The organism is Streptomyces sp. LaBMicrA B280 (assembly GCF_049222185.1).
Taxonomy (GTDB): domain Bacteria; phylum Actinomycetota; class Actinomycetes; order Streptomycetales; family Streptomycetaceae; genus Streptomyces; species Streptomyces murinus.
The window spans coordinates 137577-162349 of sequence record NZ_JBMJCT010000013.1; the positions used below are offsets into that span (position 1 = coordinate 137577).

Here is a 24773-nt window from a genome sequence, read left to right on the forward strand (position 1 = left end):
TGCCTAGGCATACCGGGAGACACCGCAGGGACATGCGGCAGAGCCAGTTTAATGAAGGTGTTCCGCCTGTCTAGCCTTTCATTGCATCAATCTTCATTGGATGCACTGCGGATTTCGCAGGTGTTCGGGTCCTGTTCCGGGCCCCTGGCCTGCTGTGACGGCTGCTCCGGTGCCTCCTCGCCCAGGAGACGCCCGGCCGTGGCCCGGTGCAACCGGGCCGCCGTCGGGTCGCCGAGGCGCTCCAGGGTGTCCGCGAGACGCAGCTGCAGCGCGGCCTGGAGCCGGACGTCGTCCGCCCGCCGCGCCCACTCCACCGCCTCCTGGCAGGTGCGCAGCGATTCCTCGGGGCGCCCCGCGTACTCCTGGACCCGGGCGGTCTCGCTCAACGCCCGTGCCAGAGCGGCCACATCGCCGCCCTTGCGGTAGGCCGCGCAGGCCGCCCGCCAGTTGCGCAGCCCCTCGCCGTAGCGGCCCGCGTAGGTGTGGGCGGTGGCGATCCGGCCGTAGAGCCGCGCGGCCTCGGCGCGCTCGCCGCGGGCCAGCCGGTCGGCCAGCGCGCGCCCGAACCAGTCGGCGGCCCGGTCGTAGTCCCCCAGCTCCAGATGGGCGCCGCCTACGGATTCCATCGCGCGGCCGGTCGCGTACGGGTCGTTCGCCTCGCGTCCGGCGTCCAGCGCGGCCCGGTAGCGGGCCAGCGCGTCCTGGGTGCGGCCGGTCTGGGCGTCCAGATCGCCCAGGTTCAGCAGGGCCGCGGCCCGCTCCCGGGGCAGTCCGCGGCGCTCGGCGACGTCGAGGACGAGACCGTGCACGCCGTACAGATCGACGGCGGCCGCCTGGGTGCCGACATGCGCGGCCAGCGCCCTGACCAGCTGCGACAGCAGCCTCCTGGCCAGGGTGTCCAGCTCTCCGTCGGCCACCGCGAGCCGGGCGGAGGCCAGCAGCGCGGGCTTGCGCAGGCGCAGCCAGTCGGCGGCCGCGCGGGGGTCGGCGAAGCGCAGCGGCCGGGGCAGGCCCTGGATCTTCTCCCGGGACCGGTCGCTGTCCGTCTCGGTGATGGCCCGGCACGAGTGCAGCAGCCGTACGGTCCGCTCCAGCATCCGCGCCCGGGCCAGCTGGAGCTCCCCCGGCCGCTCCTGGGCCCCGGCGAGAGAGCGCAGCAGCGGATGCAGCCAGCCGGGGATGTCGTACTCGGCGAGCGGCGAGTCGACCCGGCGCAGCAGGCCGAGGGCCACGAAGTCGTCCAGGGTGGCGCGGGCGGCCTCGACGGAGCAGCCGGCCAGCGCGGAGGCGGTCTGGTCGTCGACCGGGCCGGCCGGGGCGAGGCTGAGCAGCCGCAGGGTACGGGCGGCGGGGCCGGGCAGTTCCTCGTGGACCAGCCGGAAGATCCGGGCCAGCGGGCTCGCGTCCGCCTCCTCCGCGCCGTCCTGCGAGGGGGTGTGCATCCGCTTGGCGAGGTCGGCGACGGACGCCTTCGGGCGGGCGGCGAGCCAGCCGCCGGCCAATACCAGCGTGGCCGGGTGAGCCTGGCACGCCTCCACCAGGCTCTCGGCGGAGCGCGGGTCCACGGTGACGCGGACCGAGCCGGTGTAGCGGGTGAGCAGTTCGAGGGCGGACTTGGTGTCCAGGCCGCCCAGGGTGCAGGGGCGGACGTCCGAGATGCCGGTGAGCGGGCCCTTGGAGACGGCCACCACCAGGCAGTCCGGGGCGTCCGGGAGCAGGGCGTCGACCTGTTCGGCACCGGCCGCGTCGTCCAGGAGGAGGAGCTTCCTGCGGTCGGCGAGGGCGGTGCGCAGGGCCTCGGCGAGGTCGTCCTCGGCGGCGCCGGCCGGGGCGGGCACGCCCAGCGCGCCGAGCAGTTCGCGGGCGGCCCGCTCGATCGTCACGGGGGTGCCGTCGGGCTCGGCGAGCCGGGCGCGCAGCACCCCGTCGGGGTAACGGTGGGCGACCTGGCGGACGAGTTCCTCAGCGAGGGCGGTGCGTCCGGATCCGGGGCGTCCCGCGATCAGCAGCACCCGTGCGCGGGGGGCCTTGCGGCCGGCGAGGGTGTCCAGGCCCGCGCGCTCGATGTCCGCGCGCAACTCCTTCAACTCCCGCGCCCGGCCCAGGAATTGGTCCCCGTCGGCCGAGGGCGCGGACAGCCGCGCATCGCCTGTGTCCACCGCCTGATCCGTCACGGGCCACACTCCCGTCCCACACCGCACGCGCAAGCCCGCCGGATCTTCCGGTACGGGCGTTCAAGAGCCTAGTTCACTCTCTGCGACGTTCCGCTCGGAGCACGGCGGGGACGGCGGGGACATCGCCCGATCGGATCAGGCGATGGTCACACCAATGCGCGCGACGGTCTCGGGGACGGGGTCCGGGGCGACGGGGTCCGGGGCGACGAGGTCCAGGACGTGAGGGGCCGGGCGTTCAGGACGTGAGGGGCACCGGGACTTCGGAACGGGAGGGGCCGGACGCTCAGGACGTGAAGGGCCGGGCCGGCCACTCCGCGTCCGCCGGGCGCAGCGCGTCCAGGCCGTCCCCGCCGCGCGCGGCCACCAGCGAGAGGACCCCGACGACCAGGCAGTTGTTGTGCACGTCACCGGCGAGGATCCGGCGCACCAGCTCGTCGACCGGCACCCGGGCGTACGCCATGTCGGTCTCCTCGTGCTCCACCGCGAAGCGCTCGCCCTCGGCCTCGGACACCCCGCGGGCGAGGAAGATCCGTACGGCCTCGTCGCAGCCGCCGGGGGTGGTGTAGACGTCGGTCAGCACCCGCCAGTCCTCGGCCTTGACGTGCGCCTCCTCGTACAGCTCGCGCTGGGCCGCGCCCAGCGGGTTCTCGCCGGGCACGTCGAGCAGTCCGGCCGGGATCTCCCACAGCTTGTGCCGCACCGGGTGGCGGTACTGGTTGATCAGCAGCACCCGGTCCTGCTCGTCGAGGGCGAGGACGGCGACCGAACCCGGGTGGACCTGGTAGTCGCGGTGGACCACCGAGCCGTCGGGCATGACCACGTCGTCGGTGCGCACCGAGGTCTTGTTGCCGACGAAGGGGGTGTCCGTCGCCCGGATCTCCCACTCCTCGGGGGTGTCCTTGATCGTCGTCATGCCCTGTCCTTCCCCATGTGCGCGGTGGCCGGGGCGCGCTCCCGTGGGATGCGCGCGCCCCGGCCACCGTACAGCGCCTGGGTTACTGCGCGATCTTCCGCTCGACCGCCGCCTTCACCAGACCGGCGAAGAGCGGGTGCGGGCGGGTCGGACGGGAGCGCAGCTCCGGGTGCGCCTGGGTGGCGACCAGGTAGGGGTGCACATCACGCGGGTACTCGACGTACTCCACCAGCTTGCCGTCCGGGGAAGTGCCGGAGAACAGGATGCCCGCCTTCTTCTCCAGCTCCGCGCGGTAGGCGTTGTTCACCTCGTAGCGGTGGCGGTGGCGCTCCTCGACGTACTCCTTGCCCTCGTACACCTCGCGCACAATGGAGCCCTCGGCCAGCTTGGCCGGGTACATGCCCAGGCGCATGGTGCCGCCCATGTCGCCCTCGCCGGCCACGATGTCCAGCTGCTCGGCCATGGTGGAGATGACCGGGTGGGCGGTGGCCGGGTCGAACTCGGTGGAGTTGGCGTCGGCGATCTCGGCCAGGTCGCGCGCGGCCTCGATCACGATGCACTGCAGGCCCAGGCAGAGGCCGAGCAGCGGGATCTTGTTCTCGCGGGCGTAGCGGATGGCGCCGACCTTGCCGAGCACACCGCGGTCGCCGAAGCCGCCCGGGATGCAGATGCCGTCGACATCGGCGAGCTGCGCCTTGGCGCCGGCCGGGGTCTTGCAGTCGTCGGAGGTGACCCACTTGATCTTGACGCGGGCGCGGTTGGCGAAGCCGCCGGCGCGCAGCGCCTCGGTGACCGACAGATAGGCGTCGGGCAGGTCGATGTACTTGCCGACCAGGGCGAGGGTGACCTCGTGGTCGGGGTTGTGGACGCGGTCCAGCAGGTCGTCCCAGGTCGTCCAGTCCACGTCCCGGAAGGGCAGGTCCAGCTTGCGCACGACGTAGGCGTCCAGGCCCTCGGTGTGCACGACCTTCGGGATGTCGTAGATCGAACGGGCGTCCGGGCAGGCGACGACCGCGGCCTCGTCGACGTCGCACATCAGCGAGATCTTGCGCTTGATGGCGGTGGGGACCTCGCGGTCGCAGCGCAGCACGATGGCGTCCGGCTGGATACCGATGTTGCGCAGGGCGGCGACCGAGTGCTGGGTCGGCTTGGTCTTCAGCTCGCCGGAGGGGCCGATGTAGGGCAGCAGGGAGATGTGCACCACGAAGACGTTGTCCCGGCCCACCTCGTGGCGGACCTGGCGGACGGTCTCCAGGAACGGCAGCGACTCGATGTCGCCGACGGTGCCGCCGACCTCGGTGATGACGACGTCCACCGCGTCGGTGGCCATGCGCCGGATGCGGTGCTTGATCTCGTTGGTGATGTGCGGGATGACCTGCACGGTGTCGCCGAGGTACTCGCCGCGGCGCTCCTTGGCGATCACCGTCGAGTAGACCTGGCCGGTGGTGACGTTGGCCGAGCCGTCGAGGTCGCGGTCGAGGAAGCGCTCGTAGTGGCCGATGTCCAGGTCGGTCTCGGCGCCGTCGTTGGTGACGAACACCTCACCGTGCTGGAAGGGGTTCATCGTGCCCGGGTCGACGTTCAGGTACGGGTCGAGCTTCTGCATCACGACGCGCAGTCCCCGGGCCTTGAGCAGCATGCCCAGGCTGGAGGCGGTGAGGCCCTTGCCGAGCGAGGAGGCGACACCCCCGGTGACGAAGATGTGCTTGGTCGTCGTGGATTTGGGCGGCATGGCCAAGAGGGGGCTCCCGTGGTCGCTGGCTGTCGTGCGGTGCGGCTGTGCGTCTCGGATGACTCCGAGGGTGCCGTCGCTGCGGTTCGGGGGTTTTGGGCCCACCGGTCCACGGGCTACCAGGGTATCAGCGCCCGGAGGCGATGGCTTCCGGCCACGCTCCGTATACGGGCACGTCGACTTTCGGCCACCTTCCGCACGGGGGCGCGCACGGCGGGACCCGCACCGGCCCGTACCGGGGAGGTGCGACGCCACAGCTCCCCCAGGCGTCCCAGGCATAAGCACAGTCCCGGTGGGCACACACGATCATCACCGAGGGGTCACTCGTTCGGCTCACACGGGTTGCCCGGAGCGGCACGCGGATCCTGTGGGTGCGTCGTATCCTGCTCGGACATTCCCTGCCGGGCCCGGCCGGACGACGGCACACCCCCGCCTGGTTCCCCCGGAACAACGAGAGCGCGGCAGTTCGTTGAGCAAAGACTGTCGTTTTGCCTCAGGGCTCGGCGGGCTGCTTTGCTTCACCGCTCAACGACGCACAACAACGAACCCTTGACCGCACTAGCGACAGCCCCCTCGCGCGGGGGTGTGACGTGGCCGTTCGACTGGAGTTGCACGTGGCCGGGCGCATCGAAGACTACGCACTCATCGGAGACATGCAGACCGCCGCACTGGTCTGCCGGGACGGCACGGTGGACTGGCTGTGCCTGCCCCGCTTCGACTCGCATGCCATCTTCGCCGGCCTGCTGGGCACCGAGGAGCACGGCTTCTGGCGGCTCGGCCCGGCGCACGCCGCCGACGCCGCGCCGCCCACGGCAGCCCGCCGGAGCTACCGGGGCGACTCGCTGATCCTGGAATCGGAGTGGGACACCCCGCGCGGCACGGTCCGGGTGACCGATTTCATGCCCCCGCGGGACGGCGCGCCCCAGCTGATCCGGATCGTGGAGGGCGTCACCGGCCGGGTGCCGATGCGCTCGGCGCTGCGGATGCGTTTCTCCTACGGCCGGGTCGTGCCCTGGGTGCACAAGCACGAGGGCCGCACGGTCGCCGTCGCCGGTCCCGACTCGGTGTGGTTCGACACCGAGGTCGAGACCTACGGGAAGTCCCTGACGACCTACGCCGACTTCACGGTCGCCCCGGGTGACCGGATCGCGTTCACGATCTCCTGGGAGCCCTCGCACAAGCGGCCGCCCGCCCTGCCGGAGCCCGAGCAGTCGCTGGAGGCGACGGAGAGCTTCTGGCGCGAGTGGGTCGAGCAGTGCACGTACCACGGGCCGTACCGGGAGGCCGTGATCCGCTCGCTGATCACCCTGAAGGCGCTGACGTACGCGCCCACCGGCGGCATCGTCGCGGCCCCCACCACCTCGCTGCCCGAGGACATCGGGGGCGTGCGCAACTGGGACTACCGCTACACCTGGCTGCGCGACGCCGCGATCACCCTGTCCTCGCTGCTGCGCACCGGCTACCGCGAGGAGGCCCGCGCCTGGCGCGAGTGGCTGCTGCGCGCGGTCGCGGGCGACCCGGAGAACCTCCAGATCATGTACGGCATCGCGGGCGAGCGCGAGCTGGGCGAGGCCGAGCTGGACTGGCTGCCCGGCTACGAGGACTCGGCCCCGGTCCGGGTCGGCAACGGCGCGGCCCACCAGCTCCAGCTGGACGTGTACGGCGAGGTCACCGAGGCCCTGCACCTGGCCCACATGACCGGCCTCGCCCGCAACGACTACGCGTCCCTGCTCCAGCTGAAGCTGATCCGCTACCTGGAGGACCACTGGCAGGAGCCGGACGAGGGCATCTGGGAGGTGCGCGGCCCGCGCCGGCACTTCGTGCACTCCAAGGTGATGGCCTGGGTCGCGGTGGACCGCACCATCAAGCTGATCGAGTCCGGTGACGCGGACGGCCCGCTGGAGCGCTGGCGCGAGCTGCGCGACGACATCCACCGGGACGTGTGCGAGAAGGGCTACGACAAGGAGCGCAACACCTTCACCCAGTCCTACGGCTCCCAGGAGCTGGACGCCTCCCTGCTGCTGATCCCGCAGATGGGCTTCCTGCCGCCGGACGACAAGCGGGTGATCGGCACCATCGAGGCGATCCAGCGCGAGCTGTCCACCTCCGACGGCTTCATCCTGCGCTACCCCACCGAGGGTCAGTCCGAGGGCGTGGACGGTCTGCCGGGCGACGAGGGCGCGTTCCTCGCGTGCTCGTTCTGGATGGCCGACGACCTCGCGATGATCGGCCGCGTCGACGAGGCCCGCAAGCTGTTCGAGAAGCTGCTCGCGCTGCGCAACGATCTCGGGCTGCTCGCGGAGGAATGGGACCCGCGTCTGCAGCGCCAGGTGGGCAACTTCCCGCAGGCGTTCAGCCATGTGCCGCTGATCGACACGGCACTGCGGCTGACGGCTTCGGGGGCGTACGGGGGATAGCCGCCCTAGGCTGGAAGCGCAGGAATCCCCCCTTTTCGGAAGGGGGCTGCCATGGCGTCCCGTGCCAAGGCCCGCGCCGCCCTGTCCGCCCTCCGCGAGGATCTCGCCGGTGACGTCCTCGCCCCCGAGGACCCCGGTTACGACGCCGCCCGCGCCGTCTTCAACGGGATGATCGACCGGCGCCCGGCCGTCATCGCGCGGTGCGCGGGCGCGGCCGACGTCGTCCGCGCGGTGCGCTTCGCACGGGAGCTGGATCTGCCGGTCGCGGTGCGCGGGGGCGGGCATGGCGTGGCGGGTTCCGCGCTCGGTGACGGCGCGCTCGTGGTGGATCTGCGCCGGATGCGCGGGGTCACGGTCGACCCGGTGGCGCAGGCGGTACGCGTCGAGGGCGGGGCCACGACGAGCGACCTGGACCGGGCGACCGAGCCGTACGCCCTGGCGACGACCGGGAGCCGGGCCTCCACCACGGGGGTCGGCGGGTTCGTCCTCGGCGGTGGCGCCGGCTGGCTGGACCGCGCGTTCGGGCCGGCCGTGGACGGCCTCCTCGGGGTGGAGCTGGTGACCGCGGACGTCGAGCGGACACCCGCGAGCGCCGATGAGAACCCGGAGCTGTTCCGGGCGCTGCACGGCGGCGGCGGCAACTTCGGCGTCGCCACCGCGCTCACCCTGGAACTGCACGAACTCCCGCTGTTCTGCGTGGCGTTGCTGCTCTTTCTGCCGCGGTACGGCCCACCGGTGGTGCGCGCCTTCCGGGAGATCCTGCGCACCGGACCGGACGCGCTCGGCGGGGCGGTGCTGTATCTCACCGGCCCTCCCGCGGATTTCGTACCGCCGCAGCTGGTGGGCCGACGGCTGTGCCTGGCGCTGCTGACCTACGCGGGCGGCGAGGAGGAGCTGCGCGGGCTCGCCGCCCCGCTGCTGGCGCCGCCGCACGAGGCCCGGTTCCTGGGCCCGCTGCCGTACGCCGAGGCGCAGTGCCTGCTCGACGTCCCGGCCGGGCTGCGGAATCACTCGTCGGCGGAATGCCTCGGCGCGCTGCCGGACGACGCGGTGGACGCCTTCTGCGCCCTCGGCGACCGCGTGCCGTCCCCGACCCTCACCCGGCACGCGCTGCTCCCCCAGGGCGGGGCGGTCGCCTCCGGTCCGCGCACCTGCCCGGTGCCGTACCGGGACGCGCCCTGGGTCGTACACCCGTTCGCCGTCTGGGCGGACCCGGCGGACGACGAGCGGTGCGGCGGCTGGGTGCGCGAGGTACGGGCCGCCGTCCGGCCCTGGAGCACCGGGGACGTCTGTCTGAACTACATCGGCGACGAGGGCCCCGAGCGGGTGCGGGCGGGCCTGGGCGCGGGGAACACACTGCGCCTGGAGAAGGTGAAACGGCGCTGGGACCCCGACAACGTCTTCCGGTTCAACCACAACATCAGGCCGGTGTAGCACCCGGCCGCACCCGGAGATGTTCCTGAGGCGTTTTCGCAGGTAGCGTCCGCTTCATGGACAGCGGTACGGACAGCAGACCAGAAAGCCACGGCGCGGGCATCACCGTTCAGCGGGCCCTGGAGCTGCCCGGACTGCGCAGCGGGCTGCCGGAGATCATCGCGGGCGCGGACCGGCTCAGCCGTACCGTGCGCTGGGTGCACGCGGGCGAGGTGCCGAACATCGCCTCGCTGCTCAAGGGCGGCGAGCTGCTGCTCACCACGGGCTACGGCCTGGGCACCCGGCCGGCCGAGCAGCGGGCGTTCGTGCGCACGCTGGCCGAGCGCGGGATCGCCGCGCTGGTGGTGGAGCTGGGCCCGCGCTTCGACCGGCTGCCGGCCGCGCTGGTGGACACCGCGCGCGCGGCCAATCTGCCGCTGGTGCAGCTGCATCGCGAGGTGCCGTTCGTGGCGGTCACCGAGGAGGTCCACACCGAGATCGTCAATGGCCACTACGCGCTGCTCCAGCGGGCCGAGGAGGTGCACCGGCGCTGCACCGAGGCGCTGCTGGGCGGGGGCGGGGTGCCGCAGGTGCTGGGCATCCTGGCCGGGTTCAGCGGCAACCCGGTGTTCCTGGAGACCGCCGACGGCCGGCTGCTGTACGCGGCCGGTGAGGGGCCCGAGGGCGCGGATCCGCTCCAGGTGTGGGAGGGGCTGCGCGGCCCGCAGAAGAACGCGCCGCCGCCCGCCGGTTCGGTGCTGGTGGACGTCCCCGGCGGCGGTCCCGGTACGGCGGGTGCGGTGCGCGCCCGTCTGGTGCTGCTGCCGGTGCGCTCGCCGCTGTCGCCGGTGCACCGGATCGCCGCGGAGCGGGCCGCGGGCATCCTGGCCGTGGTCCTGATGCAAGCCCGGCAGGAAGAGGAGCTGGCGGCGCGCGGGCGCGGCGACTTCCTCACCGATCTCGCCGAGGGCCGGATCTCCGCGCAGGACGCGCCCGCCCAGGCCCGGGTGCTGGGCTTCAAGCCCGGGACCGGCCCGCTGCTGCCGGTGGTGATGCGGGTCGGCGACCCCCTCTCCCCCGCCGGGGGCGGCTGGGCGGTGCTCGCCCGCGCGGTCTCCGAGGAGCTGGCCGCGCTGGGCGTGCCGGTGCTGCTGGGCGTACGGCCGGTGGAGGGCCGGGTGCCGGTGCTGCTGGCGGCGTGGAGTTCAGACGTGTGCTCTTCCGATCTGGGCGGCTGGGCGGCGGCCTCGGCGGGGCGCGCAGGGCCTGACCGACCGCCCGTGGTACGACGCCCGCCGCCTCGACATCGACCTGCTGCTGTGGCGGCTGCGCGACCATCCGGACCTCGCGGCCTTCGTGGACCGGGCGATCGGCCCGCTGCGCGACCACGACCGGCGTTCCAAGCCGCCGCTGCTGCCCACCCTGGAGACGTATCTCGCGCACGCGGGCCGCAAGGCGGAGACCGCCCGCGAACTCCATCTGAACCGGCAGACGCTGTACAACCGCCTCGCCCGCATCGGCGAGTTGCTGGGCACCGACCTCGACGACCCGCAGACCGTCCTGGCGTTGAGCCTCGCGCTGCGCGCCCGACGGCACGCGCCCTAGCGGTCAGAGAAGGAGCGGCCGGGTCAGCTCGTCGTAGACGCTGAGGACTTGGGCGAGCGTCTCGTCCTCGCTCGGCCACCCGGCGGCCTGGCGCGCGCCCCTGGCGCGCAGCTGCTCGCGCCGTGCCGGGTCGGCGAGCAGCCGTGTGACGGTGTCGGCGAGGGCCGACGGATCGCCGTACGGCACGAGTTCGGCGGCGTCGCCCACCAGGTCGGGGATGCCGCCGACCCGGGTGGCGACCAGCGGGACGCCCGTGTACAGGGCCTCCTGGGCGAGGGCGGAGCGGGACTCCCAGCGGCTGGTCAGCAGGGCCAGATCGGCGGCGCCGAGCAGTTCGGGCAGGTCCTCGCGCCGGCCGAGCAGCCGTACCGGGAGCCGCTCGGCCTCGATGCGCCGCTGGAGCAGGGGCCGCAACGGGCCCTCCCCCGCGATGACGACCAGCGGCGCGGGGTCCAGGTCCCGCCAGGCGCGGGCGGCGTCCAGCAGGGTCTCGTGGCCGCGATGCCTTTCGAGGGGTCCGGCGGCGAGGAGCAACGGGCGTCCGGTGGCGCCGAGTTCGGCACGGGCCTTGGGCCGCAGCCGGTCGGGGTCACCGGGCGCGGGGGCGGGGCGGGTGCGGCCGGGCAGGGTCACGGCGGCGAGCCGGGCGTCCCGGGCGCCGGTCCTGCGGGCGCGGTCGACCAGGTCCGGGCTGGTGCCGAGGACCACGGTCGCGGAGCGGGCCACGCGCCGCTCCAGCAGGCGCAGCAGATGGGCCCGGGCGCCCTCGGCGTACGTCCGGTTGTGCCAGGTGACGACCAGCGGGGTGGTGCGCCCGCCGAGCGCGAGCACGGCCCGGAAGGAGGCGTGCAGACCGTGCGCGTGCACCACATCGGCGTCCGCGCAGGCCGCCCGGAGCGCGGCCACCGAGGCGGGGTCGCTGCTGCGCGGCACATGGATGTGGCCGGCGCCGGTCCCGGCGAAGTCGTAGGTACGGTCGGCCTCGACGGGGGCGCACACCGTGACCCGCACGCCCCGGGCGACCAGGCCCGCGGTCAGGGAGCGCACATGCGCGCTCCCGCCGGCATCGCCCCCGCCCAGCACCTGCACGGTGCGCAGCGGCGGCCGGCCGTGCGGTGCGTTGCTGCTCAGGGGGCTCACGAGGCCGGGCTCCTGGTTCGGCGTGGGGCGGTCACGAGGCAACGTACAGAAAGTAGCGGGCGCACGGGGGCGGCGGAATGTGCCCCGCGCGCCTCCCGCGCGGTCGCTGTCCCCGCCCAGCATGCCAGCAGGCAGGGCCGTCGGGGCAATACCGGGCGGGCGCACGGGGCGGCGGGCCGGGGCAATGCGCCGGAGCACATCACCCACACGAGTGAGGGGGGCCGGTTCCGCGGTGACGGGACCCCCCTCGCGTCCCCCGAGGTCAGGCGGTCACAGCGCCCGCGCCCAGCCGGTGACCCGGTCCCCGTACCCGGCGGTGGCCACGACCGCGACGGCGCCCGCGAGCAGTCCCGCGCGCCCGCCGCCCGCCACCACGGCCGCCCCCGCTCTTCCGATCTCCCCCAGCGCGGCGCCGAGGGCGTGCGCCCCCGTGTCCCCGAGCATCGTGCGCTCGCCGACGTCCTCACGCAGCACCGCCGCCGCACCGCCCGCTGCGACGGCCGCCAGTTCCGCGCCGGGCCCCTCGCCCAGCAGCCCCGGCAGGCCGAGCGCGAGCACCGCGCCGAGCGCGCGTCCCGGTCGTACGTCGACCAGGTTCACGCCGTGCGCGGCGCCCGCGATGACGACTCCGGCGAGCAGCCTGTCCAGCGGCCGCTGCTTCAGCAGCGCGCCCGCGGCGAGAGCGGCGGCACAGATCCCGAACAACTTGACGGCGCCGCTGGTGACTTCGCCGTCGCGCAGGGCGCCGAGATGGGCCCGGAAGCCGCGGCGATGGTCGGCCGCCCTATCGTCGTACGCCCCGCAGACTCCGGCCGCCAGCACGGCGAGTCCGGCCGCGGGGCGCACCCGGGCGGCCGCGAGCGCCGTGCCGACCGCCACCGCGGGCCCGGCGTACAGCTCCACGGTCCGGCCCGCGTGGTTGGACCGCTCCCAACGCGCGGCCCCGCCGGGCGCCTTGGCCCGCAGCAGGACGAAGCCTGCCCGGGTGAGCGCGGCGGACAACAGGAAGGAGCGGGACTTTCGGGTGCCGGTCATCCCGACACCCTAGGTCCGGCTACTGATCCGCCCGTGCCGTCGCCAGCAGTTCCTCCGCGTGGGCGCGGGCCGCCTCCGAGTCCTCCTGGCCCGCCAGCATGCGGGAGAGTTCACGGATGCGGTCCTCACCCTCCAGGACCTTGACACCGGAGCGGGTCACCGAGCCGTCGTTGGTCTTCTCGACCAGCAGCTGCCGGTCGGCGAAGGCGGCGACCTGGGGCAGATGGGTGACGACGACGACCTGGGCGCTGCGGGCGAGCTTGGCCAGACGCCGGCCGATCTCGACCGCCGCCTTGCCGCCGACGCCCGCGTCGACCTCGTCGAACAGATACGTGGGGACCGGGTCCGTGCCCGCGAAGACGACCTCCACCGCGAGCATCACCCGGGACAGCTCACCGCCGGAAGCGCCCTTGGCGATGGGCCGCGGCGGGGCGCCCGGGTGCGGGGCGAGCAGCAGCTCGACCTCGTCCACACCGGAGGGGCCGTAGGCGACCGTACGGCCGCCGACCTCGACGCCCTCGGGGTCCTCGGTCTGCCGGATGTCGAAGGAGACCCGCGCGTGCGGCATGGCCAGCGAGGCGAGTTCGGCGGTCACCGCGGCGGCGAACCGCTCGGCGGCCTCGGCGCGGGCGTCGGTCAACGCCTGGGCCAGTCCGCCCAGTTCGGCGCCCAGCGCGTCCCGCTCGGCGGCCAGCTCGCCGATCCGCTCGTCGTCGCCGTCCAGCTCGGTCAGCCGCGCGGCGCTCTGCTCGGCCCACCCGAGCACGGCGTTCACATCGTCGCCGTACTTGCGGGTCAGGGCGGTCAGGGCGGCCCGGCGCTCCTCGACCGCGGCGAGCCGCAGCGGATCGGCGTCCAGGTCACCGGCGTACCCGGCCAGCTCACCGGCCACATCGCCGAGCAGGATCCCGACCTCGCCGATCCGCTCGGCGAGCGCGGCCAGCGCCGGGTCATGGGCGCGTACGGCCTCCAGGGCCCGGTGGGCGCCCGCGACGAGGGCCTGCGCGTCGATGCTCTCGGGATCCTCGGGGTTGCCCGCGAGGGCGGCGTGCGCGGCCGTCGCGGCGGACGACAGCGCCTCCGCGTGCCCGAGCCGCTCGGCCTCCTCGGCCAGCTCCGCGTCCTCCCCGGGCCGCGGCTCCACGGCGGCGATCTCGTCGAGGCCGTAGCGGAGCAGGTCGGCCTCCTGCGCCCGCTCCCGCGCCCGCGTGGTGATCTCGTCCAGCTCGACGGCGACGGCCCGCAGCCGGCGGTACGCCTCGCCGTACTTGGCGAGCGGCACGGCGACCGCGTCGCCCGCGTACCGGTCGAGGGCCCCGCGCTGCCGGGACAGCTTCAGGAGCCCCTGCTGATCGGTCTGCCCGTGCACGGCCACCAGGTCGTCGGCCAGCTCGGCGAGCAGCCCCACGGGCACGCTGCGCCCGCCCAGATGGGCCCGCGAGCGGCCTTCGGCGGAGACGGTACGGCTGATCAGCAGGTCGCCGTCGTCCAGCTCGGCCCCGGCCTCCTCGGCGCGTACGACGGCGGCGGCGCCCGCGGGCACGGAGATCCGCCCCTCCACGACCGCCTTCTGGGCCCCTATCCGCACGAGCGCCGGGTCGGCCCGCCCCCCGAGCAGCAGCCCCAGACTGGTGACCACCATGGTCTTGCCCGCACCCGTCTCACCGGTGACCGCGGTGAACCCCGGCGACAACTCGACGACGGCATCGTCGATGACCCCGAGCGACCGTATCCGCATCTCCTCCAACACGGAACAGACCATACGAGGTCTCGGGCGGCGAGCGCACATGCCCCACCTATGTCACCCCGCCGAGGAGCTAGTGCGCGCCCCGCCACCCCGTCGTCGGCAGGGCGAACTTCGCCACCAGCCTGTCGGTGAAGGAAGAGTGGTGCAGCCGGGCCAGCCGCACCGGCACCGCCCCCCGCCGCACCTCCACCCGCGCGCCCGGCGGCAGCTCGATCGTCCGCCGCCCGTCGCACCACAGCACCCCCGGCGGGACATGCGGCAGCACCTCCACCGCGAGCACCGAGTTCGGCGACGTGACCAGCGGCTTCGCGAACAGCGCGTGCGCGCTGATCGGCACCATCAGCAGCGCCTCCACCTCGGGCCACACCACCGGCCCCCCGGCCGAGAACGCGTACGCCGTCGACCCGGTCGGCGTGGACAGCACCACCCCGTCGCAGCCGAACCCCGTCACCGGCCGCCCGTCGATCTCCAGCACGACCTCCAGGAGCTTCTCCGCGCCGGCCTTCTGCACGGCCGCCTCGTTCAGCGCCCAGTCGGTGTGCACGATGTCCCCGTTGCGGTGCACCACCACATCGACGGTCATCCGCTCCTCGACCTCGTACGAGCGCGCCACCACCCGGTCGACCACCCGATCGAGGTCATCGCGTTCCGCCTCCGCGAGGAATCCCACGCGCCCCAGGTTGACGCCGAGCATCGGCACCCCGGAGGCGCGGGCGAACTCCGCGCCCCGCAGCAGCGTCCCGTCGCCGCCGAGCACGATCAGCAGCTCGCAGCCGTCGAGGCACGCCGGGGTCGCCTCCCGCTCCAGCTCCACCTCGGCGGGGAGCGGCAGGTCGCGCGCCTCCTCCTCCAGCACCCGCACACCGATGCCATGTCTGAGCAGGCCCTTGACGACGAGTTCCGCACTGCGGATCGCCGCCGGCCGCCCGGTGTGGGCCAGCAGGAAAACAGTACGCGCCAGATTCTGTGTCAACGCGGCCCCTCCGCCACTGCACGGTCGACATCGGCCGGGTCCAGGCGGGGGGCGCCGGACCGCAGCCACAGGAAGTACTCGACATTGCCCGAGGGACCCGGCAGCGGACTCGCGGTGACCCCCCGCACCCCGAGCCCCAGCTCCCAGGCCTTCTCGGCCACCCCTCGCACGGCCTCCGCCCGCAGCTGCGGATTCCGTACGACACCCCCGCTGCCGAGCCGTTCCTTACCCACCTCGAACTGCGGTTTGACCATCATCACGAGGTCGGCTTCCTCCTTCACGCACCGCTTCAGGGCGGGCAGCACCAGCCCGAGCGGGATGAAGGACAGATCGCCCACGACGAGATCAACAGGTTCCCCGTCGATCGCGTCGAGCGTCAACTCCCTTACGTTCGTGCGGTCCTTGACGGTGACCCGGGCGTCGCTCTGCAAGGACCAGGCGAGCTGCCCGTAGCCGACGTCCACGGCCACCACATGGGCGGCGCCCGCGCGCAGCAGGACATCGGTGAAGCCGCCGGTGGACGCGCCGGCGTCCAGCGCGCGCCGGCCCTCGACCACCAGGCCCAGCGGTCCGAAGGCCGCGAGCGCGCCGGCGAGCTTGTGGCCGCCCCGGGAGACGTAGTCGGGGTCGCTGTCGTCGGCCTGGACCACGATCGCGGCGGCGGTCTCCACCTGCGTGGCCGGTTTGGTCGCCACGGTCCTGCCGATGGTGACCCGCCCGGCGGCGATCAGCTGGCTGGCGTGCTCACGCGAGCGCGCGAGCTTCCGGCGGACCAGCTCCGCGTCCAGACGACGGCGTGCGACTCCTGCCACGTTCGGTTCAGCTCCTGCTTTGTTCGTACGACGGTGAGGGGACCGGAGGTCCCGGGCGGCCGTCGAGCGCGGTCAGCGCGTCGCGCAGCCCCCGGTGTACATCCTCGTACACCTCGACATGTCCGTCGGTGGCGAGGTGGTCGGCATCGGCCAGCCGCGCCAGCCGCGCGTCCACCCCGGCGTCGCCGGTGGGGGTGCGCGGGAGGTTCAGAGGGGCCGGGGCCGCGGGGTCGTACGCGGGTTCGGACGCGGGTTCGGACGGCGCGTGGGACTCGGCCGGGGGCTCAGGCCGCCCGGCGCTCCCGGCGATCTCGGCCTCGGACACGGACTCGCTCATGCCCAGACGCTACATCGAACCGCTGGGGTACCGTCGGTGGCGATGGCCACGATCGAAGAGTGCCGCACCGCACTGCGAAAGCTTTCGGACAACATGGGGGGCGCCGAGGGCGACGTGCGGGACGCCGCCGCGCTCGAACGCTCGGTGAGCTGCCACATCACCGACCTGGACGTCACCTTCGCGGGCCGGATGACCGGGGGCCGCCTGGAGGTGGCGGAGACCCTGCCCGGCCCGCCGCGCGAGCGGGCGCAGATCAGGCTGGCGATGGCCGGTGACGATCTGCTGGCCCTGGTGGGCGGCGGGCTGCACTTCGCGACCGCCTGGGGCAAGGGCCGGGTGCGGCTGGAGGCGAGCCTGCTGGATCTGTTCCGGCTCAGGAAGCTGCTGTGACCCGCTGAACCCGTGCCTTGCGCGCGGCCGGCACGACCAGCGGGGTCCCCGTCTCCGGGTCCTCGATGACCTGGCACTTCAGCCCGAACACCCGCTCCACCAGCTCGGCCGTGACGATGTCGTTCGGCGCGCCCTCGGCGATCACCTCACCGCCGCGCAGGGCGATCAGATGGGTGGCGTAGCGGGCCGCGTGGTTGAGGTCGTGCAGGACGGCGACCAGGGTGCGGCCCTGGGTCTCGTGCAGTTCGGCGCACAGGTCGAGGACGTCGATCTGGTGCTGGATGTCGAGGTAGGTGGTGGGCTCGTCCAGAAGCAGCAGCGGGGTCTGCTGGGCGAGCGCCATGGCGATCCACACCCGCTGCCGCTGCCCGCCGGAGAGCTCGTCCACATACCGCTCGGCCAGCTCCGCGACCCCGGTCTGCCGCATGGACTCCTGGACGACGCGCTCGTCCTCGGCGGACCACTGGCGCAGCAGGCCCTGGTGCGGATAGCGGCCCCGGCCGACCAGGTCGCCGACGGTGATGCCCTCGGGCGCGACGGCCGACTGCGGGAGCAGGCCGAGGGTGCGGGCGACCTGCTTGGCGGGCAGCGACCCGATGGCCTGTCCGTCGAGGAGGACCTGGCCCTGGCTGGGCTTCAGCATCCGGGACAGGGCCCGCAGCAGCGTCGACTTGCCGCACGCGTTCGGCCCGACGATCACCGTGAAGGAGTGGTCGGGTATCTCCACCGACAGCTGCTCGGCGATGACCCGCTGGTCGTAGGCGAGGGTGACGTGGTCGGCGGACAGGCGGTTCACAGTGCTCCTAGGGAAATGGGTGGCGCTCATATCCGGCCCGCCCGGCGTTCGGTGACCAGCAGCCACAGCAGATAGCCGCCGCCGAGGACGCCGGTGACCACGCCGACGGGCAGCCGCCCGGCGCCGAAGACGCGCTGCGAGGCCCAGTCGGCGGTGACGAGGAGGGCGGCGCCCATGCAGAGGGAGGCCACCAGGTTGGGGCCCGGCGAGCGGGTGAGTCGGCGGGCGAGCTGGGGGGCGGTGAGGGCGACGAAGCTGACCGGTCCGGCGGCGGCGGTGGCGGCCGCAGTCAGCAGCACGGCGCTGACCATCAGCACCAGCCGCACCCGCTGCACCGGCACCCCGAGGGCGCCCGCGGTGTCGTCGCCCATCTCCAGCATCCGCAGGCCCCGGCCGTGCGCGAGGACCAGCGGCAGCAGCACGGCGCACAGCCCGAGCAGCGGCCAGACCTGGTCCCAGTCGCGGCCGTCGAGCGAGCCGGTCATCCAGACGACCGCGCGGGCCGCGTCGACCAGGTCGGCCTTGGTGAGCAGATAGCCGTTGACGGCGGTGACGACCGCGCTGACGCCGATGCCGACCAGCACGAGCCGGTATCCGTGCACGCCCTGCTTCCAGGCCAGCAGATAGATGGCGAGCCCGGTGACCAGGCCGCCGATCAGCGCGCCGAGGGTGACCGCGGCGGCGCTGCCGGACATCAGCACGATCACCACCAGCGCGCCCGCCGTCGCCCCCTGGGACAGACCCAGCACGTCCGGGCTGCCCAGCGGATTGCGGGAGACGGCCTGGAACAGGGCGCCGCCGAGCCCGAGCGAGGCGCCGACCAGCAGCCCCACGAGGACCCGGGGCAGACGCAGTTCATGGACGATGAAGTCCTGGTAGGCGTTGCCGTTCCCGGCGAGCGTCTTGAGCACGTCGGCCACGGGGATCCGCGCGTCGCCGGTGCCGATCAGCGCGACACCGGCGGCGAGCGCGGCGAGCAGCAGCAGGACGACCACGGTCAGCGCACGCGGGTCCAGGCGCAGCGACAGCCCGCCGGGGACGCGTACGGCACGGCTCCTGGGGTGTGTCCTCACAGCTGGGCCGTCCTCCGTCGTCGTACCAGAAAGATGAAGACCGGGCCGCCGATGACCGCGGTGACGATGCCGACCTGGAGCTCCGCGGGGCGGGCCACGACGCGGCCGACGACATCGGCGCCGAGCAGCAGCACGGGCGACAGGACGGCGGCGTACGGCAGGATCCAGCGCAGGTCGGGGCCGGTGAAGGAGCGCACCGCGTGCGGGACCATCAGGCCGACGAAGACGATGGGGCCACAGGCGGCGGTCGCGGCGCCGCACAGCACGGTGGCGGCCAGCATGGCCAGGGCGCGGGTGCGGTTCAGATGGGCGCCGAGGGCGCGGGCGGTGTCGTCGCCCATGGTCACGGCGTTCAGCGGCCGGGCCAGCGCGAGGGCGAGCAGGCTGCCCGCCGCGAGGAACGGCAGCACCTGCGTGATGGTCGACTCGCTCGCGGAGGCGAGGGAGCCCACGGTCCAGAAGCGCATCCGGCCGAGCGCCGCGTCATCCATGATCATCACGGCCTGGAGATAGCCGTACAGGGCGGCGCTGATCGCCGTACCGGCGAGGGCGAGGCGGACCGGGGTGGCGCCCCGGCTGCCGCCCAGGAACCAGACCAGCGCCCCCACCGCCGCGGCGCCGAGGAAGGCGAACCACACATAGCCGCTCAGGCTGGTGACGCCGAAGAAGGAGATGGCGGTGACGACGGCCGCCGAGGCGCCGGCGTTGATGCCGAGCAGCCCGGGGTCGGCCAGCGGATTGCGGGTGAGCGCCTGGAGCACCGCGCCGGACAGGCCGAGCGCGGCACCGGCCAGCAGCCCGAGCACGGTGCGCGCGAGCCGTTCGTCCACGACCACGTCGCCGTATGTGCCCGAGTCGTGGAACAGGCCGTGCCAGACCTGTGCCAGAGTGAGCGCCTTCGCCCCGATCGCGATGCTCGCCACGGCGACGAGCACCAGGAGCGCGACGGAGAGCAGCAGCCCAAGGGGCCGCACCGCCCGGCGAGTTGGGGGCGCGGGGGCGGTCGCCGCGCGCGGTTCCGGAGGACTGTCGACCAACACGAGGTTAGGTTAGCCTATCCTCCCCATCGGTCGAGGTCCCCGGGTACCGAAAGCCGCGCGACGCCGTGACCGGCCCGCCCGCCGCCGACATGTGGGCGGCTCGGAAGCCGAGGTGAAAGCGGCTCAGAGTCCGAGCCGCGCCAGCGCCTTCCCTCCGTCCAGCTCGCACGAGCCCGCCCCGGCCGCCGTCCACGCCGCCGCGCACAGCGCCCGCAGTCCGTCGAGGGCCCCGCCCTCGCCGGCCAGCTCCAACCGGGTGTCCCCGGCCGTCGCCGTCCACCCGCCGCACCGGAAACCCTCACCCTCTCGGGTGATTTCCGGCTGGCCGGTGAGCAGCCCGCGCAGATCCGCGTCCACATACGTCGGCCGGTGCTCCGGCGTCGCGGCCAGCAGCCGGGCGCCGTCGGTGACCCCGGTCAGCACCAGGAGCGAGTCCACCCCTCCGTTGAACGCACCCTCGATGTCGGTGTCCAGCCGGTCCCCCACCACCAGCGGCCGCTTCGCGCCGGTCCGGATGACCGTCTCCCGGTGCATCGGCGGCAGCGGCTTGCCCGCCACCTGCGGCTCCTTGCCCGTCGCGATCCGTACGACCTCCACCGCCGCCCCGTTGCCCGGCGCGATCCCGCGCCCGCTCGGGATCGTCAGATCGGTGTTCGACGCGAACCACGGGACCCCGCGCGCCACCGCGTACGACGCCTCCGCGAACCGGCCCCAGGTCAGCTCCGGACCGCCGTACCCCTGCACCACCGCCGCCGGGTCGTCGTCCGCCGAATCCACCGGCTCGAGGCCCCGCTCGCGCAGCGCCACCCGCAGCCCCTCGCCACCGATCACCAGCACCCGCGCCCCGGCCGGCACCTGCTCCGCGATCAGCCGCGCCACCGCCTGCGCCGAGGTGATGACGTCCTCGGCCGCCGCCGGTATCCCCAGCTCGGTCAGATGCCCGGCGACCGCGCCCGGCGTCCGCAGCGCGTTGTTGGTGACGTACGCCAGGTGCATCCCGCCCGCGCGGGCCCGCTCCAGGGAGCCGACGGCGTGCGCGATCGCGTTGCCACCCGCGTACACCACCCCGTCGAGGTCGAGCAGCGCCGTGTCGTACGCCTCGCTCAGGGGCCGCTCGCTGCTCTCGGGCCCGGTCCTGACGCCGTCGCTCATATCCGCATCGCTCCTCGCTCGCTCGCTTACCCTCGATCATCCCGCATGCCACTGACATACGATGCCGGGATGGACATTGCAGGTCACTCGGAAGCAATGGCGCGCCGGGGCCTGGAACTCACCCCGTTCCGCGGCCTTCGATACGACCCCGACCGGGTCGGCAGCCTGGCCTCCGTCACCTCCCCGCCGTACGACGTCGTGGTACGGCCCGACGGGGTGCACCACCTCCAGTCGGCGGACCCCCACAACATCGTCCGGCTGATCCTCCCCGAGGCCCACACGCCCAGCGAACGCACCGAGCAGGCCGCGGACACGCTGCGCCGCTGGCTCGCCGAGGGCATCCTCGCCGCGGACCCCGAACCCGCCCTGTACGTGTACGAGCAGAGCGACGGCGAGGGCATGCTCCAGCGCGGTGTCATCGGGACGCTGCGGGTCTCCGAGCCGGCCGAGGGCGTGGTGCTGCCGCACGAGGGCGTCATGGCGCCGGTGGTCGCCGAGCGCGCCGCCCTGATGCGCGCCACCCGCGCCAACCTGGAACCGCTGCTGCTGACCTACCGCGGCGACGGCACGGCCGCCGAGGTCGTGGAGCGCACCGCGGAGAAGCCGCCGCTGCTGGCCACCACCACTGAGGACGGCTTCCGGCACCGCCTGTGGGCGATCACGGACGCCGCCGACGTGGCCCGCGTCCAGTCCGGCCTGGCCGGTCACCAGGCCCTGATCGCCGACGGCCACCACCGCTGGGCCACCTATCTGCGGCTGCGCGACGAGCAGTCCGGGCCCGGCCCCTGGGACTACGGCCTCGTCCTGCTGGTCGACACGGCCCGCTATCCGCTGCGCGTGCGCGCCATCCACCGGCTGCTGCACGGCCTGCCGGTGGCGGACGCGCTGGCCGCCGTGGAGGGCCTGTTCCAGGTACGGCACCTCCAGGTGCCGCTGGCCGAGGCCCTGGCGGCGCTGGCGGACGCGTCCTGCGCGGGCAACGCCTTCCTGCTGGCCGGTGACGGCGCCTTCCATCTGCTGGACCGCCCGGACCCGGCGCTGCTGGCCCGCGCCATCCCCGCGGACCGCCCGGCCGCCTGGCGCTCCCTGGACGCCACGGTCCTGCACGCGGCCCTGCTGGAACACGTCTGGCACATCCCCGAGGACTCCCCGGCGCACATCGCCTACATCCATGACACGGCCGCGACCGTGGCGAAGGCCGAACGCGACGGTGGTACGGCCGTGCTGATGCACCCGGTGCGCGAGGAGGTCGTACGCGATCTGGCCCGCCAGGGCGTGACCATGCCGCGCAAGTCGACGTCGTTCGGGCCGAAGCCGGCGTCGGGGCTGGTGCTGCGGGCGCTGGAGATCTGATCCCGGGCGGCTCGGGGCATGGCTCCGGGCACGGGCTCGGGGCATGGCTCCGGGCATGCGAAAGGGGGCGGGTTCCGTCGGGAACCCGCCCCCTTTGTCACTCACTCACTGACGGGCGTCAGTCCTTGTCGCGCTGTTCGTCGCGCTCTTCGTCGCCCTCGGTGTCGGCCTCGTCGTCGACCAGGTCGTCGTCGGCGCTGTCGTCGGCCTCGGCTTCAGGGGCCTTGGTCTCGGCGTCGGCGTCGACGTCGGCGGCCTTGGCGTCGGTGTCACCCTCGGCCTCGTGCTCGTCCAGGGCGTCCACGAACTCCACGCCGTCCATCTCGGCGAGCCGGTCGGAGGCGTCGGTGCTGCCGTCCCGGTCGGCCTCGACGGCCTTCGCGAACCACTCTCGCGCCTCGCCCTCACGGCCGGCCGCGAGCAGCGCGTCGGCGTAGGCGTAGCGCAGCCGGGCGGTCCACGGCTGGACGGAGTTGGAGGCCAGCTCGGAGCTCTGGAGGGTCACGATGGCCGCGTCCAGCTGGTCCATGTCACGCCGGGCACCGGCCGCGACGAGCCGCATCTCGACCTGACCGGCCTTGTCCAGCTTGTGCACCTCGGGGGCACCGGCCATGTCCAGCGCCTTCTCCGGCCGGCCGAGCCCGCGCTCGCAGTCGGCCATGACCGGCCACAGCTCCACGCTGCCGGTCATCCGGCGGGCGGCACGGAACTCCGCGAGGGCCTCGCTGTACTTGTGGTTCGCGTACGCCGCAAAACCGGCGGCCTCACGCACGGCGGCCACACGGGACGCCAGGCGCAGGGCCACCTTGGAGTAGCCGTAGGCACCCTCGGGGTCCTCGTCGATGAGCCGCGCGACCATCACCAGGTTGCGGGCGACATCCTCGGCGAGCGTCTTGGGCAGGCTCTGGAGCTCCTGCCGAACGTCCTTGTCGATCTCGTCGCCGGTGACGTCCTCCGGGATCGGCAGCCGCTTGATCGGCTCCCGGTCGTGGTGCCGGTCCCGGTCGTCACGGCGGCCGTAGCCACCGCCACGGCGGTCGTCGCCCCGGCTGTCCCGGCGGTCGTCACGGCGGTCGTCACGGCGGAAGCCACCGGGGCGCCCGCCACGGTCGTCACGACGGGGGCCACGGTCACCGCGGTCGTCACGCTGGAACCCGGGACGCGAGGAACGGTCGTCGTCACGGCGACCGTAGGAAGGACGGTCTTCGCGACGGCCGTAGCCGCCACCGCCACGGTTGTCATCACGACGGTCGTCACGACGGAAGCCGCCACGGTCGCCACCCCGGTCGTCGTCACGGCGACCGTACGAGGGACGGTCGTCACGACGGCCGTAGCCGCCACCGCCACGGTTGTCGTCACGACGGTCATCGCGACGGAAACCACCACGGTCCCCACCCCGGTCGTCGTCACGGCGACCGTACGAGGGGCGGTCGTCATCGCGGCGGAACGAGGGGCGGTCGTCACGGCGGTCGTCACGGCGGAAGCCACCGGGGCGCCCGCCACGGTCGTCACGACGGGGGCCACGGTCACCCCGGTCGTCACGCTGGAACCCGGGACGCGAGGAACGGTCGTCGTCACGGCGACCGTAGGAAGGACGGTCTTCGCGACGGCCGTAGCCGCCACCGCCACGGTTGTCATCACGACGGTCGTCACGACGGAAGCCGCCACGGTCGCCACCCCGGTCGTCGTCACGACGACCGTACGAGGGACGGTCGTCACGACGGCCGTAGCCGCCACCGCCACGGTTGTCGTCACGACGGTCATCGCGACGGAAACCACCACGCTCGCCACCCCGGTCGTCCTCACGACGGAACGAGGGGCGGTCGTCGCGACGGTCGTCACGGCGGTCGTCGCGGCGGAAGCCACCGGGGCGGCCACCACGGTCATCGCGACGGGGGCCACGATCACCGCGATCGTCACGCTGGAACCCGGGACGCGAGGAACGGTCGTCGTCACGGCGACCGTAGGAAGGACGGTCTTCGCGACGGCCGTAGCCGCCACCGCCACGGTTGTCATCACGACGGTCGTCACGACGGAAGCCACCACGGTCGTCGTCACGGCGACCGTAGGAGGGACGGTCGCCACCGCGGTCATCGCGACGGGGGCCACGGTCACCGCGGTTGTCGTCACGACGGAAACCGCCACGGTCGTTGCGGTCACCACGGTCGCCGCGGTAGCCGCCGCGGTCGCCCCGGTCACCACTGTCCCGTCGCCGCTGGTCGCGCTCCGGTCGGTCGTCGGGAGAGTTGGTGGACATGGTGACTCCTGTCTTCGGTACTGCAAGCATTGTAAAAACAAAAGGACCCCTGGTCCCAGCTGAACGCTGGGACCAGGGGTCCTCCAAAGATTGTTCGGCGGCGTCCTACTCTCCCACAGGGTCCCCCCTGCAGTACCATCGGCGCTGTAAGGCTTAGCTTCCGGGTTCGATATGTAACCGGGCGTTTCCCCTACGCTATGACCACCGAAACCCTAATGGTTTCGAGCGAACAAGCACACTTTGTAGTTATGCGTTCTGCTCTTACCGGCAACTGTTCGTTGCCTCAGAACTAACACAGTGGACGCGAGCAACTGAGGACAAGCCCTCGGCCTATTAGTACCGGTCACCTCCACCAGTTACCTGGCTTCCAGATCCGGCCTATCAACCCAGTCGTCTACTGGGAGCCTTACCCCA

The 24773-nt window shown here is 73.4% G+C and carries 19 protein-coding genes, 2 rRNA genes and 1 pseudogene; 6 read left to right on the top strand and 16 right to left on the bottom strand.

The features are described 5' to 3' along the window. Positions 1-86 precede the first annotated feature (86 nt). The 3 genes from ACLF5H_RS14305 to ACLF5H_RS14315 form a co-directional block, all read right to left on the bottom strand. Positions 87-2174: a tetratricopeptide repeat protein gene (locus tag ACLF5H_RS14305; RefSeq protein ID WP_421676448.1), complete on the bottom strand. Its 2088-nt coding sequence runs from the start codon at positions 2172-2174 to the stop codon at positions 87-89. 283 nt (positions 2175-2457) lie between these two features. Continuing rightward, the gene (locus ACLF5H_RS14310; RefSeq protein ID WP_421676449.1) at positions 2458-3087 is read right to left on the bottom strand and encodes an NUDIX domain-containing protein; all 630 of its coding nucleotides are present in this window, start codon (positions 3085-3087) and stop codon (positions 2458-2460) included. An 82-nt stretch (positions 3088-3169) separates the two neighbouring features. Beyond that, positions 3170-4819, bottom strand: coding sequence for a CTP synthase (locus ACLF5H_RS14315; protein ID WP_421676450.1), 1650 nt, complete (start codon positions 4817-4819; stop codon positions 3170-3172). Between the two features lie 614 nt (positions 4820-5433). On the opposite strand from ACLF5H_RS14315, the gene ACLF5H_RS14320 reads away from it, so the two are divergent. The 3 genes and pseudogenes from ACLF5H_RS14320 to ACLF5H_RS14330 all read left to right on the top strand — a co-directional run bounded on the left by ACLF5H_RS14320 (position 5434) and on the right by ACLF5H_RS14330 (position 10254). Beyond that, the gene (locus ACLF5H_RS14320) at positions 5434-7236 is read left to right on the top strand and encodes a glycoside hydrolase family 15 protein (protein WP_421676465.1); all 1803 of its coding nucleotides are present in this window, start codon (positions 5434-5436) and stop codon (positions 7234-7236) included. A gap of 51 nt (positions 7237-7287) precedes the next feature. Continuing rightward, complete coding sequence (locus ACLF5H_RS14325) at positions 7288-8670, top strand: FAD-binding oxidoreductase (RefSeq protein ID WP_421676451.1); 1383 nt, start codon at positions 7288-7290, stop codon at positions 8668-8670. A gap of 56 nt (positions 8671-8726) precedes the next feature. After that, positions 8727-10254, top strand: a pseudogene (locus ACLF5H_RS14330) (PucR family transcriptional regulator). Positions 10255-10257: 3 nt separating this feature from the next. Here the strand turns inward: ACLF5H_RS14330 and ACLF5H_RS14335 are convergent. The 6 genes from ACLF5H_RS14335 to ACLF5H_RS14360 form a co-directional block, all read right to left on the bottom strand. Next, positions 10258-11394, bottom strand: a complete 1137-nt coding sequence (locus tag ACLF5H_RS14335) for a glycosyltransferase family 4 protein (protein WP_421676452.1) — start codon at positions 11392-11394, stop codon at positions 10258-10260. Positions 11395-11664: 270 nt separating this feature from the next. Next, the gene (locus tag ACLF5H_RS14340; RefSeq protein ID WP_421676453.1) at positions 11665-12429 is read right to left on the bottom strand and encodes a hypothetical protein; all 765 of its coding nucleotides are present in this window, start codon (positions 12427-12429) and stop codon (positions 11665-11667) included. A 19-nt stretch (positions 12430-12448) separates the two neighbouring features. Beyond that, the gene (gene recN / locus ACLF5H_RS14345) at positions 12449-14191 is read right to left on the bottom strand and encodes a DNA repair protein RecN (RefSeq protein WP_421676454.1); all 1743 of its coding nucleotides are present in this window, start codon (positions 14189-14191) and stop codon (positions 12449-12451) included. A gap of 55 nt (positions 14192-14246) precedes the next feature. Beyond that, a complete protein-coding gene (locus ACLF5H_RS14350; RefSeq protein WP_421676455.1) occupies positions 14247-15149 on the bottom strand; it encodes an NAD kinase in 903 nt (300 codons plus the stop codon). Beyond that, positions 15146-15961 carry a TlyA family RNA methyltransferase gene (locus tag ACLF5H_RS14355; RefSeq protein ID WP_421676456.1) on the bottom strand — a complete coding sequence of 272 codons (816 nt, stop codon included), beginning with the start codon at positions 15959-15961 and terminating at the stop codon, positions 15146-15148. The genes ACLF5H_RS14350 and ACLF5H_RS14355 overlap by 4 nt, the downstream gene beginning before the upstream one ends. A gap of 7 nt (positions 15962-15968) precedes the next feature. Beyond that, positions 15969-16298 carry a hypothetical protein gene (locus tag ACLF5H_RS14360; RefSeq protein WP_421676457.1) on the bottom strand — a complete coding sequence of 110 codons (330 nt, stop codon included), beginning with the start codon at positions 16296-16298 and terminating at the stop codon, positions 15969-15971. Positions 16299-16340: 42 nt separating this feature from the next. Between ACLF5H_RS14360 and ACLF5H_RS14365 the strand changes: the two genes are divergently transcribed. Further along, positions 16341-16688: a sterol-binding protein gene (locus ACLF5H_RS14365; RefSeq protein WP_361681481.1), complete on the top strand. Its 348-nt coding sequence runs from the start codon at positions 16341-16343 to the stop codon at positions 16686-16688. Here ACLF5H_RS14365 and ACLF5H_RS14370 read toward each other — a convergent pair. The 4 genes from ACLF5H_RS14370 to ACLF5H_RS14385 form a co-directional block, all read right to left on the bottom strand. Next, a complete protein-coding gene (locus ACLF5H_RS14370; RefSeq protein WP_421676458.1) occupies positions 16672-17514 on the bottom strand; it encodes an ABC transporter ATP-binding protein in 843 nt (280 codons plus the stop codon). The two genes, ACLF5H_RS14365 and ACLF5H_RS14370, sit on opposite strands and share 17 nt — an antisense overlap. Further along, positions 17511-18557, bottom strand: a complete 1047-nt coding sequence (locus ACLF5H_RS14375; RefSeq protein WP_421676459.1) for a FecCD family ABC transporter permease — start codon at positions 18555-18557, stop codon at positions 17511-17513. Before ACLF5H_RS14375 ends, ACLF5H_RS14370 begins: the two co-directional genes overlap by 4 nt. Next, positions 18554-19597, bottom strand: a complete 1044-nt coding sequence (locus ACLF5H_RS14380; protein ID WP_421676460.1) for a FecCD family ABC transporter permease — start codon at positions 19595-19597, stop codon at positions 18554-18556. The genes ACLF5H_RS14375 and ACLF5H_RS14380 overlap by 4 nt, the downstream gene beginning before the upstream one ends. A 123-nt stretch (positions 19598-19720) precedes the next feature. Further along, positions 19721-20749 (bottom strand): HAD-IIA family hydrolase, encoded by a 1029-nt coding sequence (locus tag ACLF5H_RS14385; RefSeq protein WP_421676461.1) that lies wholly within the window; start codon positions 20747-20749, stop codon positions 19721-19723. A 69-nt stretch (positions 20750-20818) separates the two neighbouring features. On the opposite strand from ACLF5H_RS14385, the gene ACLF5H_RS14390 reads away from it, so the two are divergent. Continuing rightward, the gene (locus ACLF5H_RS14390; RefSeq protein WP_421676462.1) at positions 20819-22102 is read left to right on the top strand and encodes a DUF1015 domain-containing protein; all 1284 of its coding nucleotides are present in this window, start codon (positions 20819-20821) and stop codon (positions 22100-22102) included. A gap of 118 nt (positions 22103-22220) precedes the next feature. Here the strand turns inward: ACLF5H_RS14390 and ACLF5H_RS14395 are convergent, their stop codons facing one another. After that, a complete protein-coding gene (locus ACLF5H_RS14395) occupies positions 22221-23069 on the bottom strand; it encodes a hypothetical protein (protein ID WP_421676466.1) in 849 nt (282 codons plus the stop codon). A 21-nt stretch (positions 23070-23090) separates the two neighbouring features. On the opposite strand from ACLF5H_RS14395, the gene ACLF5H_RS14400 reads away from it, so the two are divergent. After that, positions 23091-24422, top strand: a complete 1332-nt coding sequence (locus tag ACLF5H_RS14400; RefSeq protein WP_421676467.1) for a hypothetical protein — start codon at positions 23091-23093, stop codon at positions 24420-24422. Between the two features lie 29 nt (positions 24423-24451). On the opposite strand, the gene rrf is transcribed toward ACLF5H_RS14400, so the two are convergent. Beyond that, positions 24452-24568: ribosomal RNA gene (gene rrf / locus ACLF5H_RS14405) — 5S ribosomal RNA — on the bottom strand. 104 nt (positions 24569-24672) lie between these two features. Further along, positions 24673-24773 (bottom strand): 23S ribosomal RNA (locus ACLF5H_RS14410); the annotation flags it as partial.

What these genes read in the sequence shown, in the direction of transcription:
- ACLF5H_RS14310 (WP_421676449.1), bottom strand. Translation starts at nt 3,087, where the DNA reads ATGACGACGATCAAGGACACCCCCGAGGAGTGGGAGATCCGGGCGACG.
- ACLF5H_RS14315 (WP_421676450.1), bottom strand. Translation starts at nt 4,819, where the DNA reads ATGCCGCCCAAATCCACGACGACCAAGCACATCTTCGTCACCGGGGGT.
- ACLF5H_RS14325 (WP_421676451.1), top strand. Translation starts at nt 7,288, where the DNA reads ATGGCGTCCCGTGCCAAGGCCCGCGCCGCCCTGTCCGCCCTCCGCGAG.
- ACLF5H_RS14340 (WP_421676453.1), bottom strand. Translation starts at nt 12,429, where the DNA reads ATGACCGGCACCCGAAAGTCCCGCTCCTTCCTGTTGTCCGCCGCGCTC.
- recN (WP_421676454.1), bottom strand. Translation starts at nt 14,191, where the DNA reads ATGGTCTGTTCCGTGTTGGAGGAGATGCGGATACGGTCGCTCGGGGTC.
- ACLF5H_RS14360 (WP_421676457.1), bottom strand. Translation starts at nt 16,298, where the DNA reads ATGAGCGAGTCCGTGTCCGAGGCCGAGATCGCCGGGAGCGCCGGGCGG.
- ACLF5H_RS14365 (WP_361681481.1), top strand. Translation starts at nt 16,341, where the DNA reads ATGGCCACGATCGAAGAGTGCCGCACCGCACTGCGAAAGCTTTCGGAC.
- ACLF5H_RS14370 (WP_421676458.1), bottom strand. Translation starts at nt 17,514, where the DNA reads ATGAGCGCCACCCATTTCCCTAGGAGCACTGTGAACCGCCTGTCCGCC.
- ACLF5H_RS14385 (WP_421676461.1), bottom strand. Translation starts at nt 20,749, where the DNA reads ATGAGCGACGGCGTCAGGACCGGGCCCGAGAGCAGCGAGCGGCCCCTG.
- ACLF5H_RS14390 (WP_421676462.1), top strand. Translation starts at nt 20,819, where the DNA reads ATGGACATTGCAGGTCACTCGGAAGCAATGGCGCGCCGGGGCCTGGAA.